This window comes from Sanguibacteroides sp. AM78-02pH3A, assembly GCF_027666085.1.
GTDB classification, from domain to species: domain Bacteria; phylum Bacteroidota; class Bacteroidia; order Bacteroidales; family Marinifilaceae; genus Gabonibacter; species Gabonibacter massiliensis.
Genome location: NZ_JAQEHX010000003.1, coordinates 293852 through 308447, shown reverse-complemented (window position 1 = coordinate 308447; position 14596 = coordinate 293852). Strand labels below are relative to the sequence as shown.

At 46.8% G+C, this 14596-nt stretch carries 9 protein-coding genes; all 9 read left to right on the top strand.

Going from position 1 to position 14596, the window contains the following annotated elements:
* Nucleotides 1-193 precede the first annotated feature (193 nt).
* Nucleotides 194-2926, top strand: coding sequence for a pyruvate, phosphate dikinase (gene ppdK, locus PGR74_RS06295; protein WP_041504282.1), 2733 nt, complete (start codon nucleotides 194-196; stop codon nucleotides 2924-2926).
* Between the two features lie 145 nt (nucleotides 2927-3071).
* Nucleotides 3072-4277, top strand: coding sequence for a tyrosine-type recombinase/integrase (locus tag PGR74_RS06290; protein WP_041504281.1), 1206 nt, complete (start codon nucleotides 3072-3074; stop codon nucleotides 4275-4277).
* Nucleotides 4278-4466: 189 nt separating this feature from the next.
* Entirely contained in the window at nucleotides 4467-5027 is a 561-nt protein-coding gene (locus PGR74_RS06285) for a DUF3575 domain-containing protein (RefSeq protein WP_041504280.1), read from the top strand.
* Between the two features lie 6 nt (nucleotides 5028-5033).
* Nucleotides 5034-6341, top strand: coding sequence for an OmpA family protein (locus tag PGR74_RS06280; protein WP_041504279.1), 1308 nt, complete (start codon nucleotides 5034-5036; stop codon nucleotides 6339-6341).
* A 32-nt stretch (nucleotides 6342-6373) separates the two neighbouring features.
* Nucleotides 6374-7567 carry a fimbrial protein gene (locus PGR74_RS06275; protein ID WP_041504278.1) on the top strand — a complete coding sequence of 398 codons (1194 nt, stop codon included), beginning with the start codon at nucleotides 6374-6376 and terminating at the stop codon, nucleotides 7565-7567.
* A gap of 74 nt (nucleotides 7568-7641) precedes the next feature.
* On the top strand, nucleotides 7642-8529 hold the full coding sequence (locus tag PGR74_RS06270; protein ID WP_041504277.1) for a FimB/Mfa2 family fimbrial subunit: 888 nt from the start codon (nucleotides 7642-7644) through the stop codon (nucleotides 8527-8529).
* A 12-nt stretch (nucleotides 8530-8541) separates the two neighbouring features.
* The gene (locus tag PGR74_RS06265; RefSeq protein WP_041504276.1) at nucleotides 8542-10053 is read left to right on the top strand and encodes a fimbrial protein; all 1512 of its coding nucleotides are present in this window, start codon (nucleotides 8542-8544) and stop codon (nucleotides 10051-10053) included.
* A 3-nt stretch (nucleotides 10054-10056) separates the two neighbouring features.
* Nucleotides 10057-11934 carry a hypothetical protein gene (locus PGR74_RS06260; protein ID WP_041504275.1) on the top strand — a complete coding sequence of 626 codons (1878 nt, stop codon included), beginning with the start codon at nucleotides 10057-10059 and terminating at the stop codon, nucleotides 11932-11934.
* 2 nt (nucleotides 11935-11936) lie between these two features.
* A complete protein-coding gene (locus PGR74_RS06255) occupies nucleotides 11937-14591 on the top strand; it encodes a hypothetical protein (RefSeq protein ID WP_041504274.1) in 2655 nt (884 codons plus the stop codon).
* The last annotated feature ends 5 nt before the right edge of the window (nucleotides 14592-14596 follow it).

The window sequence follows — 14596 nt, the reverse complement described above, 5'->3', positions numbered from 1 at the left end:
ATCCCCGAACGTTCGCTTGACTTTAATACAAAAAGCTACTTTAGAGATTGAATAAAAAAAACTATATTTGCACCCCTAATCCGGTTGCCGTTGAACCATACGCTTTCCGGGGTTAATATTTGGAATACAAGAATGATCTATATAAATAACCGTCTCCTGACAGGCAGGAGATAAATGAAAAATCTAACAGAATATGAGTACGAAGTATGTTTACACTTTTGGCGACGGAAAAGCAGAAGGACGGGCAGATATGAGAAATCTGCTCGGAGGTAAGGGCGCCAATCTTGCCGAAATGAATCTTATCGGAGTTCCTGTACCAGCGGGTTTCACTATTACAACAGAGGTCTGTACGCTCTATAATCAAGAAGGACGTGATGCGGTTGTAAAATTAATAGAATCCGATGTAAAAGCAGGTATTGCCGCAACTGAAAAGTTAATGAATGCCAAGTTCGGTTCAAAGGGTGAAGCCTTCCCTCTTTTGGTTTCCGTACGTTCCGGAGCCCGGGTCTCCATGCCGGGAATGATGGATACGGTTCTTAATTTAGGAATGAACGACGATGCCGTTAAAATCGTTGCGGAGAAATCGGGTAACGCCCGTTTCGCATGGGATTCTTACCGTCGTTTTGTACAAATGTACGGTGGCGTAGTCATGGGAGTTGCAGCAGCCAAAGGTGAGCACGATCCTTTCGAAGCCGAAATCGATAAATTAAAATTAGAAAAAAATATCGCAAGCGATACCGATTTCACCACAGAAGACTTACAAATTCTGGTAAAGAAATTCAAAGAAGTCGTTAAAAATAAAACCGGTAAAGATTTTCCGACTTGTCCTTGGGAACAACTATGGGGAGCCATCTGCGCCGTGTTCGATTCGTGGATGACCGAACGTGCCATCCTGTATCGTCAACTAAACCAAATCCCTGAAGAGTGGGGAACCGCCGTAAACGTTCAAGCCATGGTATACGGAAACATGGGTAATAGTTCCGCCACGGGAGTAGCTTTCACGCGTGATGCTTCTACCGGAGAGAATATCTTTAACGGAGAATACCTGATCAACGCTCAAGGGGAAGATGTGGTAGCGGGAATCCGTACCCCTCAAGAGATTACCATTGAAGGTTCGCGCCGTTGGGCCAAACAACAAAATATAACCGAAGAGGTTCGGGCCAGCTTTTATCCTTCCTTGGAGGAGACGATGCCTCAAGCCTTCGCCGACCTCAATGCCACTCAACAAAAGTTGGAGGATTATTTCCACGATATGCAAGATTTGGAATTTACTATCCAGGACGGCAAATTATGGATGCTCCAAACCCGCAACGGAAAACGCACGGGAACGGCTATGGTAAAAATGGCTGTCGACATGTTGAACGAAGGACTGATCGATGAAAAAACGGCCCTTCTCCGCATGGAACCGAATAAATTAGATGAATTACTCCACCCTGTATTCGATAAAGGAGCCAAAGCCAAAGCGAAAGTTTTGACCAAAGGTCTTCCGGCCTCTCCGGGAGCAGCTTGCGGACGGGTCGTATTCTTTGCCGACGAGGCTGAAATCTGGAAAGCCAGAGGAGAACAGGTCATCTTGGTTCGTCTGGAGACCTCTCCCGAAGATTTGCGGGGCATGAACGTTTCCGAGGGCATTCTGACAGCTCGCGGAGGGATGACCTCCCATGCGGCCGTAGTGGCCCGCGGAATGGGTAAATGTTGTGTTTCAGGGGCGGGAGCCATCGTGGTGGATTATGAAAAACGCTGTTTCTCCATAAAAGATACGATCATTTACGAAGGAGACTGGATTTCACTAAACGGGTCTACCGGAGAAGTTTACCTCGGACGGGTAGAGACCGTTGAAGCCGAATTGTCGGAAGACTTCCGCACGATCATGAAGATCGCTGAAAAGTACACCCGCATGCACGTACGTACCAATGCCGATACGCCGCATGACGCCAAAGTAGCCCGCACATTCGGAGCGAAAGGAATCGGTCTGTGCCGTACGGAGCACATGTTCTTCGAAGGAGACCGTATCAAAGCCGTTCGCGAAATGATCCTGGCCGATGACGAAAACGGCCGCCGTGCCGCCTTAGAGAAACTGCTTCCGATGCAAAGAGGAGATTTCGAAGGTATATTCGAGGCTATGGACGGATTAGGAGTAACCGTTCGTCTGTTGGATCCTCCCTTACATGAGTTTACCCCGAACGAGCTGGAAGCCCAGATCGAAATGGCCAAAGAAATGGGTATTACAGCCGAAGAGGTAAAACAAAAAGTAGATGCTTTGCACGAATTCAACCCGATGTTAGGTCACCGCGGGTGCCGTTTAGGGAATACCTATCCCGAAATTACCGAAATGCAGGCCCGCGCCATCATCGAAGCCGCATGTAACTTGAAATTAAAAGGATTGGATCCCCGTCCGGAAATCATGGTTCCGCTTGTGGGTGACGTGAAGGAATTGAAATTACAGGCTGATATCATCCGCAAAGTAGCAGATTTGGTATTCATCGAGAAAGGCGTAAAAGTAGAATACCTGATCGGTACGATGATCGAAATTCCGCGTGCAGCCATTACGGCAGATTTGATCGCTCAAGAAGCTGACTTCTTCTCGTTCGGTACCAACGACTTAACCCAGATGACATTCGGATTCTCCCGGGACGATGCCGGTAAATTCTTGCCCATCTATATCAATAAAGGAATTCTGAAAAACGATCCGTTCCAGATCTTAGATCAAAACGGCGTGGGACGTCTGGTTGAAATGGGTACCCGCTTAGGTCGCTCTACCAATGAAAAATTAAAAGTCGGTATCTGCGGCGAACACGGTGGAGAGCCATCTTCCGTCATTTTCTGTGACAAAGTAGGTATGAACTATGTTTCTTGTTCCCCCTTCCGCGTTCCCATCGCACGCTTAGCTGCCGCACAAGCCGCTATCATGCATGCCGAGAAATAATTTTAAATTATATCCTCGAAAAGAGCTTGGAAATTCCAAGCTCTTTTTTTATTATGGCTAATTGATTATATTTACTTTAATTAACTGGCAAATCCAATCATAAAACAATAAACGTCGTAACAAAGATTATCAACGGTATAGTAATATGACATCTATTAAGTTTAAACTCCGATTATCGACAATATCCGGGAAGCCGGCTACCCTATATATTCAACTTATACACAAAAGAGAGGTTAAAACCATTACACTTCCTTATAAACTATACCCCTACGAATGGAATAATTTGCACGAGGAGGTTATCTTTTTCCAAGCAGTTCCTCACCGATACCACTATTTGAAAGAGATCGACAAGCAGGTTATAAAAGAAAAAAAAACTCTTTTCTCTATCATCCGGCAATTGTGTGAACAAAAGAGTTACTCTATGGAAGATATCCTGCGCCTGTACAATAATCGACACAACGAAGGCCTATTCCCGTTCATACAAAAAAAAATCGAAGAGCTGCAAAAGAGAGGAAGGTTCCATACGGCCCGCAACTACCGAACAACCTCTAGAGTATTTTATTCTTTCTGCCAAAGAAGCAAATTACAATTCGAGGAACTCAATTCCGGTTTATTAAAAGATTTCGAAGAATATCTTAAGACTAAAGAAATAAAGCTAAACTCCATATCATTTTACATGAGGATTCTACGTTCCTTATACAATAAAGCATTGGAAGAGGGTTTTATCGAACGTGATGAAAACCCATTCCGACTTGTTTATACCGGCATACAAAAAACGAGGAAAAGAGCTGTTTCCTCTAATGTCATCGCCAACTTGAAAAAACTAAACTTAGAAGAAAACGACGGATTGAACCTGTCAAAGGATCTTTTCCTGTTCAGTTTCTATACGCGAGGTATGGCCTTTATCGATATGGCTCATCTTTTAAAAACTTCCGTTATCGGCAATTACCTCGAATACACGAGACAGAAAACCAAACAATACCTACGTATCCGAATTACTCCTGATCTAAAAGAGATCCTCCAAAAGTATCAATCCCTTACCTCCGGATCCCCCTACCTCTTACCTATTATCCGGGGAAAAAATGGTACATTCCAACTTCAATACGAAAGTGCCCAACGCCTGCATAACAAACGACTAAAAAAAATATCCGAATTATTAAATCTTCCCGTACCCCTAACCTCTTATGTGGCTCGGCATAGCTGGGCTACTATCGCTCATCGTAAAGGAATTCCTCTTCACATCATCAGCGAAGGCATGGGACACCATTCTGAACGAACAACTGTCATCTACTTGGATTCATTGGATAACCGCTTGCTTGACAAAGCCAACGAAGAGGTGACCTCGTTATAGTCTTTTATATCGACAAAAGGTAGAAAAAATTGTTCTACGGATTCTATCCGATCTAATTTTAAAAACAATTCATGCTATAATGCAATCAATAGACTATTCTGATTCTTATATAGAATCGGAACATATAGTTAATATTTACATTCTGATAAATAATGAATAAACGTGTATAAAAATAAACAGTACTACAATATGAAATTGTCTCTTTTTCTCTTTTTCATTCTCGTTCTCATTTCCGTATCACACGGACAAACAATAGCCATCAAAACAAACGCATTATACTGGGGAACAGCAACTCCCAATTTCTCCATCGAATTGGGATTAGGAAAACAGACCTCGCTAAACATCGACGGAGGATACAACCCGTTTACCTTCCGTCATAACGAAAAATGGAAGCATGTGCTGATACGATCGGAGTTCCGTTACTGGACCTGTGAGCGATTTTACGGTCACTTTTTCGGTCTTCACGTGGGATTAGTAGAATTCAATATCAGTAAAAAAAGAATACCGTTCGTCAACACACTATCTTACCGAAGATACGAGGGGCGGGGATTTACCGTCGGACTCTCGTACGGGTATGTCTGGGTTATAGGAAACCGATGGAACATTGAAGCTACCGCCGGTATCGGTTTCCTTCACACGGATTATTCCCTCTACAAATGCAACAGATGCAGTCAAAAACAAGGGGACTTCTCCGGGAACCGCATCATTCCAACGAAATTAGGACTATCGATTGTTTACATGCTAAAATAAATCCTTATGAAGAAATACATCCTCTATATTCTGTTACTCATCATTTCTTCGGCAAAAGCCCAAAAGGCCCATTTGACTCTTGAGCAATTAGAAACCAAGGTGGAAAACGGCTATATACACGTAAGTTTCACCATTTCCAAAACCCGGAATACCGTAAAAAGTTGCCATTGTCTCCGGATCTACCCCGCAATAGTAAATAAAACTAAACAGAAGAAACTTCCTTCCGTGGTCATCAAAGGCAGACAATGGCGCAAACGCAGTCTGCAAAAACGGCTTCTAGCAAAAGTTGCGGAAAAAGAGAAGCATACGTTTTTTGGCAAAGAAGAGGATATTTTACATTACAAGGCTCGAATTCCTTACAAAGAATGGATGGCTGTCTGCCAACTCCGGATTCAAACGGAAGAGGAAGGTTGTTCTAAAACTTATCCCCGGCAGGAACAAACTTATTCCATTACCTGCTCTTTCAAAACAGAAATTACCCCTTACGGTTTGGATATCCCCCCGATAATAGCTCCTGAAAGAGAACTTATGCGACGGTATACCTTTGTAAGTCCGACCGGAGAGAAACGACCCGACAAACAAAGGATCGTCATCCGTTTTAAAGTTAACGAATCAAGCATAGATCCGGAGCTAAACGATAACCGGGAAGTACTAAACGTTATCGATTCCGCTATTACCGGATTAAAACAGATCGATCGTTGCACGATCGACAACATCAGCATCGAAGGCTATGCCTCGCCGGAAGGTAATTCTCTGTATAATCAGCAATTGGCTCAAAAACGAGCCAAGGCCCTGCGTGATTACATTGCGAATAAACATCATATAGAATCAAACAATTTTACCATTTACCAACGAGGGGCAAACTACAAGGAATTGCGCCGTTTGATCGCTTCCTCTTCTTTGAAGTACAAAAACGAAATTCTAAGAATTATCGACCGCAACCCCGTGGAAAAAAGAGAACAAGCTCTCCAAAGCCTTCACGGAGGTCGTGCTTATATCGTGTTACTCGACCAATATTATCCGCAATTACGGAATGCCTGTTACATCCGCATCTTCTATAAAGCCGCTCCCGATCCGGTACTAACGGAAATCAACCGGGGCATCGAGCGGTTGAATCGAGGAGATTACACGGAAGCATTCGACCTATTACAGCAATACAAAGAAGATCCTCGAAGTTTCTTCCCGTTGGGGATCTGTCATCTTTTCAGGGGAGAGAAGGAGGAAGCATTGAAATTCCTGATGAAAGCCGAAGCTGCCGGAATCCCGGAAGCAGGAAAATACATCAGACAAATAGAGGAGCAGAATCCTTCATAACAAAACAATCATTAATAACAAAAAGAAAGATCATGAAAAAATTTCAATTCTGGACATTAGCCCTGACAACACTTCTTTTCGGGGCCTGTTCCGACGACAAAACCGCCCCTCAACCCCAACCGGAAGGGACCGCATCAATCAGCGTACGCGTATCGGGAACCCCAACCGCCAAAGCCACAGGTTCCTCCCACAATGCCCATGAAAGTATAGATATTAAAAACCTGCAGATACTTGTGTTTGCCAACGGCGTGAAGGCGGGTTACGGAAAAGCCGAGGCCGAAGGAGCTACGACTTCCGTGACGGAAGTCAAAGGCATTTTAGTCACAGCTGGACAGTCTTACAACGTCTACGCTTTCGGTAATGTCTACGCAGCCGACGGAACCACCATGCTCGACCTGTCCACAATCACGAAGGTTGACGAGCTTCCGGCAATTGAAAACATCGCCAACCAATTCTCGCACTCCACCGTGGCAGGAAAGGCAACGACAAGCTCTTTACAAGCAGGCCAAAACGCGTTGGGATACGGGGCTTCTCCGACTACAGGCACCAGCGTGGGTGACGATTTTAAAGTAAAACGCATCGTAGCCAAAGTCATGTTAACCCGATGCGAAAAGGAGACCTCTATCAACACCAACCTGACAATTAACAAAGTCTATATTCTAAACGGCAAGAACCAATCCAAGTTGACAGGAACCTCGTTAAAGGTAAACGGCTTTGAAAACTTCGTTTACGGATCGAATCCGGGAGGAACAACACCCTTTAAGAATAATACGCTCTACCCGGGCAGCTATCACTCCATTCCTAAAGATCCGACGACGATTACCCCGACAACAGCATTAGCCGACAACTGGCCCAACGGCGGCGTAAGCTCCACGGCTCCCCTCTATTACTACCTGTTCGAAAATAACGGTAACGAAGCAGCAAGCGGTGAATATTCCGTCATCACCGACCACAAGGCCTCCACGATGTTAGTCATCGAAGGAAAATGGAAAGATGACCCTTCTGTAGCCGGAGAGGGAGAAACCGTCTATTATCCCATCATCATCAATGTAAACACGGGACAAACACAGGAGTACACCATCATCCGCAACAACGTTTACGACATCCAAGTAACGATCACCCGTAAAGGAGCAAACAATCCCTGGGTTGCGGTCAATGCCTGGTTAGACGCTCAAATTACACTCGAACCTTGGAATACGCCCATTACACAAAGCGTAATATGGTAATCTTAAAAAAATATAAAGCAAACAAAACCAAAGCCGCTGTTCACTCCGGAGAACAGCAGTCTTAAACCGAGACCATGTTAAAGTCATTGATCACGAAAATAGGAGTGGCAGGTTGTATCCTATGTTCCGGTTGTATCCGGGATGATCTGAGCAACTGTCCCCCATCGGTCTTCCGGGCAAAGCTATACGTCAAGCTCGACGTTCAGGCAAAAGCAGCAGCAACCCGTCCATATCCTGTCAGAGAAGGCTTACTTTTTATTTTTGACAAGGACGGCCGACTCGTGAAACAGCAAAGAATAGCCGGAAACACCATTCAACAACAGCAACCCATCGAATTGGAATACCCCACCCGGGATTCGATTACCGTGGTGATCTGGGGAAACCAGGACGACACGAGAGAGACATTTTCCATTCCGGACGAACCCGCTCTTGCGGCTTGCCGGCTACTGCTGACACGTAACGGGGAGTATGTCAACTTTCCTTCCGACCTTTTTCACGGGATAACCCGCTTGGCTTGCGACGAACCGGACGAAGAGCGCATCCAAACCGTCACTCTTTGTCGGAGCGTGGGCAGTGTGGCCATCACCTGCTACGACATGGATCAGGGATTGGGAGAAAGCGATATCCGTTTCAGACTCAAGCACACTCCAGAAGGTCTGGACTTTCACGGTAAATCCGGGGGAGAGGCCGTGGACTACCGTTTCGATCCCCGTCCCGAAATCTTGCACGGAAAGAAAGCCTGGTATAGCGGAATACGCAATCTGCTTCCCTGTTCCATAAAACAACAAATGACCCTCGACATCCTCCGGGACGGAAAAGTCATCCACTCGGAGCCCTTACCGGCAAAAGCCGCGGCCAATCAAACCATGAACATCGTCATCTACATTGCCACCACGAGTCTTTCCGTTCATGTAGTGGTAAAACCGTGGGGAGAAGTAATTAACCAAACCATTATCTGGTAACCAGAAAAGACCATGCGAATCATTTTCTTTTATTTCGGCCTGTTTTTGATGTTTTCTTGCCAAGATTCATTCCCGGCGAGAGAGGAGGAAAACATCGCACCCGAAACCAAAAGATCGACGGTCTCCTTTTCACTCTCCAACCCGAATACGAATATCAGCGCCACCAATGTCGACAACCGGGTAAAAACCGTCCGGGTATTGATCTTCGATCCCGACGGCAGTATCAGTCGTTACAACAACTCCCTCACGAACACATCCATCCCCAACAACCAACGCTTTCCCGTATCCGGCTACTATCCCTCCGACCGGACCTCGATCACGATCGAGACGGAAACTACCCCCGGCAAGCATAATATCTACCTCGTGGCCAACGAGGACTCGGAAACGGGTCTCGCCGCCCGACTCGCAGGTGTCACGACCGAACAGCAACTGCTCGATCTAAAAATAACCTACACTACCCTCTTTACTCCAAGCGAAACCACCCCTTTTTTGATGACGGCAAACCTTTTGAATCAAGCAATCAAACCCTATAGTCGAAACGAAATCAACATCTCTCTGGTTCGTACCCTTTCCCGGGTGACGGTAAACCTGAATCAATTACCACCGGCCGTTTTCACAAACGCAACAAGCTGGTGGAGTGATCCTACAGGAATCGCAAGCTGTTACATCATAGATGCCTTCAACATCTCTTCGCCACCTGACTACTCCCTGATATCCAAAAGTAATCCTCGCATACTCGGTACAACGACTCCGGTAATACATAAAACAAGTACTACCGATAGCTGGACTTCTTATATCAATCTTATAAACACGCGTAAAATTTCAATAACCCACGACAGGAGCGCAACAACCGTTTTTTATATACCGGAAAATCTCCCGGAAAATCCTTACGATTTAAACGAAGGGTTACCGCTTCATTTTAAGGTTATTCAAAGGCAATTAACAGGTACAAATTCTTCACCATACTACACGGAGACTTCCGAATCTCATACCTACTCTACCATTTTAGAATACCAAAAAACACCCGGGGATATCATAAGTTATGCCATTCCCCGGAACTCGTCCCTGACCGTAAACGCGGAAATTCGGAATTGGACGCCCGAAAACATTTATGTTAAAACCGAGATCCGCCCCTGGAACAAAGATACGGTCACCGAAGAATTCGGACCGACGGAATACGAATGGGGGACATGGATCGACGACATAACGATAGGAACTTTGCCTGCCGCCATCGAATTACGAGAATCCGAAGCCACGCGTATCGGAATCCGCCTGAGACACCCGATCGGTCGAAGGTGGCACGTATCGCTTTCGAACGGCTACGATTTTGAATTTACACCCGAATCTGTCACCTCCGGTGAGGTTCCGCATTCAGGAACCAATCCGCCTTTCCTGAAATTTAGTGTCCGACCGACCCGGCCCTATAATTCCGGAACAGACCCGAATCATGAAACTAAAGTATACATCACAGTGGACAATAAACGAGTTCCCGGTGCAGTAATTACCATTCGACAAATACCTTAAGACATGAGCATGCTAAAAAAGATATATCTACTCCTCTCCGCCATTACGCTATTCTGGTGTTGTCACTCCCCGGTCTCCACTCCCGAACCGGAAGAGACGTACATTTATATCCGGCTCAGCACCCCGAAAGAAAAAACGGTCGCACGATCCGTTTCCGAATCTGGCGAAGACCCTTTACAGGAAAACAAAATCGACGAGATGGTTTTCTTTTTTGTCCGACAAGAAGGAGGAGAGAAAAAGATCATTGTCAAAATCACCAGAACAGGAGCGGAGGTTACAACAGCCCTGAACGGAAACGGGCTAATCACGATTCCCGTTTCTGCTTTAAGCGACTTAAACCCCACGGATAATATATGGGTATACGCTTTGGCCAATTTCGACCATACCGATATAACACCTCCGACAGAGCTATCCGTGTTGGAAAACAAATTGACCGACGAAAAGCATGCCATGAATAACGCTCCAAACACGTTATTTATCATGGAAACACATAATAACGAAGCTATCCCGTACAATATCAATCGTTACCCGTTCATCGCGTTATCTTTGAAACGAATTGCCGTTAAAATACGCCTCCGTTTCACCTTGGCTACTCCCCTTAAGGCTGACGGGACTCCCGAGGAACAATGGAAAGTCTGGAAAAACGAAAACATCGAACTGAAAAGGCAACATTTTTCCACCCGAAGCCGGGTCGTGGAGGATCCGCTCAGGCCACTTTCCACGTCCACCATCAACCATCAGGATTTGAATTCCCTCCTTCCCGGTATAACATTTTCCCCTCCTTCAGCGGAAGGCGTACTACAATCCCAAACCTCCACCATTCTTTATACGTTGGAAAATCCATGGAACGATCGCGGAGAAGAGAGCTTTATAACTCTACAACTTCCTTACATCGATCAAAACAATATACTCCAAGCGAATAACTACTATAAAATTCCCCTCTCCGACAGGGCAATAGCACGTAACAGCCTATTCGACATTCAAGTGATCGTACGGGAATTAGGTGCAAACAATCCGCAAACAGCAACTCCGTTAACCGGCAACCGGATCGAAATCAAAGAGTGGACATTCGAATCATCGGATGTAACCGTTGTAAACGATTTTATACAAGTGTCCAAAACCGAGGGCGAATTCACGGGTACCTCTTTCGATTTCAAATTAAAGACCAACCGATTTCCGGTAATAACGGCCATCGACAACAACAACGCACCCGTAACCGTTCTCATTCCTCCCTCGTACTCTTTGGCCAATGAAAACAGAATCGAAGCGACTCTCCCTTCTCTTACTTCTTTCACTCCAACACGAGGCATCACCGTGAGCATCACTTCCGGTATACTCGAGAAAAAACTCACGTTCAGACAATACCCCAACTCCTCTTTCCAGGAAGCCACACCGGGAGTTCCGGATTTTACCGTATTCGAATCACGGGTCGGGGAAGGGGATGTCGACTTGTCAATACCTGTAACCACCCATGGGGTTACCGAACCCACCGCAGGCGGGAATAAAAAAATTTCCCCCCGATTTCAAATCTATATTCACGGGCAAGAGGTGACAGGCGGAACCACTCCTCATCACCCGGATGAAATCGCCAGAAACCTCACCGTGCCGACCATAGACGGACGACCCGGGTGGCGGGTACCGACCGTCGCCGAACTACAATTAATCTACAAGGCTCTGGAAGCGGAATATACCCCGGGGACCCCAAACCGTACCGTGGCTCCTTTCACGAACCTCGTCTCCGGAGCCTCCTACTGGTCGGCCCGGCAACTGTCCACCGGTAGTTCGGAGTACACGATCGTCAATTTGACGGACAATACCACTTCCACAGGAAACTACGCCACATCAGCCCGTCTGATTTGTGTTCACGATATAACAAAATAGCCATGAACAAAAGAGATTATCTGTTTTTAATCCTGCTTTTCGTCCTGCACGGGGCTTGTTCCGATCCCTCTTTGGAACCGGAAACAAGGAAAAAGCACACAACATTAAAAGGCTTCCTATCCGTCCCTCCCTCTTTGACCGTATCGCCGACAGCCCGAACGGTCCGTAGCGACCTGAGCACGATAGACGTGCTCGTGTTCTCGGAAGACAGCATATTTTTAGAATGGAAAAAAGCCGTCAACCTATCCCCGGCGATCGGAATACCCGGCACGTATACCTATGATCTGACGCTCTCCGTCGATCCGTCGTTGACGAACGAACGTACTTTACACTATTTGATAAATGCCAATCTCTCCGCTTTTTCTGCAAGCGATTTCGCCGGACTGCACGAAGGAGAGGTTCGGGGGATGCTGATCGACCGTAAAGAATATAACATTTCCGGAGACACGGATTACACCATGTGGGGAAGTATCCATCTCCCGGACATTGCGGCTCTCACAACACTTCCTTCGATCGAAGTCATCCGGGATGCAGCCCGAATCAGTATCTCCTGGAACGGAATCTCCAATTTCGTTTGTGATGACATCAAACTTTACAACACGTTTACCGCCGGAATGATCATTCCCTCCGCCCCAGCAACGCTCACTGAACCCGCTTCGGCAACGACAGGAATATTCAACGCCCGGATTTCGGGACAAACTGCCGTCGTCCACGCCTACGAGCGAAAAAGCAATGCCTCTCCCTATCTTATACTGAAAGGGAAATACGGTAGTACCGCCGCCACTTTTTACAGAATCGCACTTGCCCAGGTTAACCCTCCCGCTTACACTCCGTTGGATATCAAGAGAAACCACCAATACGACATTCGGATCCTCGAGATCGACGGCCCGGGATACGCAACCCTGGACGAGGCCCTACGGTATCCTCCCTTCAATCATATCCGTGTAACTACCGTGGTTAACGAAGACTCGGCCATCAAAGATGTGATTACCAACGGACAATACTCCCTGGAACTGACCCGCTCCGACATTAATTTGTTAGAACCCACGGAAACGGAAGGAAACGTAACGATTACCCGGATGGCCGTTACCCGCATAAACGGCGTTACCGGAACGATACCCACCCTCGACGACATCCGGTGTACCCTTGTCGAAGAATCTGGCACAACGACAGGCGAGGACTTTATTCTCGGAAAAACGGCCGGGGAATTTCTGCCGCTTAATCCGTCAGGCGAGTTGATTCTCCGGCTACCTCCCCTTTCCGCCGCCGGAACCCGAAAAGCCAAAATACGGGTAACCGTGGGAAACCTCTCCCGGGAAATCTCCATCCGGCAAAGCCGGTTGCTTCGCTTCGAGGTAGGCTCCGTCTTTTACGTAGGGTGGGAAAAAGATTGCAGCATCCGTATACCCGTCACTTTACCGGTAGACACGGCCAACCCGACCGGTAACATAAACATTACCCTCGCACAAACCGGAAGCGCAAGTTTTACCGCCCCGGGTACTTCCGTACAAACGGGGCAACCTGCTCAAACCGTTATTTTTGCGTTAACGACCTCTTCGGGATATTATGGAGAACATCTCAACAACACTTACAGAACCATGTACGTCAAGCTAAGCGCCGAAGGTTTCCAAGACGAGATCATAGCCATAAAACAATCCAAATATTTCGACGGGATAACCGGAAAAGGTATTATCGGTATCTACCGGGATGATAATGACGACGGCATCTACCCTGTGGTTTTAGATGACACGAAAGAACTTTGGACCGCCACGGTCACGCAAGGAGACGATTTTATCCGCATCGGGGGATACGATGCTACCGACTTGGGCACAGGAAGTATAACAGGAGAAAAGGTTGTTCGCTTTACCTATCGGCTTTTACCCAATACTACGGGCAACGACCGTTACGGAAAGATCGTGATTACCTACGGCCTCTCCAATGCCACCCACACCATTTATGTGCACCAGGGATTCCGTGATATTCAGATCGGGAGCCGTTACTGGGCTGCCCGGAACGTGAATACCCCGGGAAATTTCACACTCCGGCCGGACGTCCCAGGAGGCCTTTATCAAATGCACACGACTACTCATTACGACGCCATCACCCCGGGAATAGGGATAGATTACCCAGGCTATCAGGTTCAAGGACAGTCGACAGGGACCTGGACGATCAGTCCCGCCGGCTATACAGTTCCCGGACAAACGGCTATAGCAACCTTAAAAGGGCAAATCACAAGCGGAAACATCGGAGATCCGGTTATTCCTACGGGAGAACCCATTGCCGCCTATTTCAATAAAATATTTTACGGACGGATAAACGACCCGGAAGACCCGCTGGCGTGCTCCGGTATCCTACTAATAAAAGAAGACGTTGAAGGAGACCTAATCCAAACCTTTTTCCTGCCTTGCCCCGGCTACCGTATTAAGGCATCCGGAAGACTTACCTCCACCCACGCTCACCGGTATCCGACCTCCTCACCCAACCCCTATTACTACTCAAACGGTATGTACTGGGGAAACGGAGGAAGTGTAATCGATATTTTTCACGATCCGGCACACAACGTGGGGCTTTTGGCTCCGGGAAATGCAAATGCCTTTCTAAACGACGGCGACGATATCAACTCTTTGGCCGCACCCGTTCGTTGTATCAGAGAATAACAGAG

Bases quoted from the DNA above. Each gene is read 5' to 3' on its own strand.
- ppdK (WP_041504282.1), top strand. From the start codon at position 194: ATGAGTACGAAGTATGTTTACACTTTTGGCGACGGAAAAGCAGAAGGA.
- PGR74_RS06290 (WP_041504281.1), top strand. From the start codon at position 3,072: ATGACATCTATTAAGTTTAAACTCCGATTATCGACAATATCCGGGAAG.
- PGR74_RS06285 (WP_041504280.1), top strand. From the start codon at position 4,467: ATGAAATTGTCTCTTTTTCTCTTTTTCATTCTCGTTCTCATTTCCGTA.
- PGR74_RS06280 (WP_041504279.1), top strand. From the start codon at position 5,034: ATGAAGAAATACATCCTCTATATTCTGTTACTCATCATTTCTTCGGCA.
- PGR74_RS06275 (WP_041504278.1), top strand. From the start codon at position 6,374: ATGAAAAAATTTCAATTCTGGACATTAGCCCTGACAACACTTCTTTTC.
- PGR74_RS06270 (WP_041504277.1), top strand. From the start codon at position 7,642: ATGTTAAAGTCATTGATCACGAAAATAGGAGTGGCAGGTTGTATCCTA.
- PGR74_RS06265 (WP_041504276.1), top strand. From the start codon at position 8,542: ATGCGAATCATTTTCTTTTATTTCGGCCTGTTTTTGATGTTTTCTTGC.
- PGR74_RS06260 (WP_041504275.1), top strand. From the start codon at position 10,057: ATGAGCATGCTAAAAAAGATATATCTACTCCTCTCCGCCATTACGCTA.
- PGR74_RS06255 (WP_041504274.1), top strand. From the start codon at position 11,937: ATGAACAAAAGAGATTATCTGTTTTTAATCCTGCTTTTCGTCCTGCAC.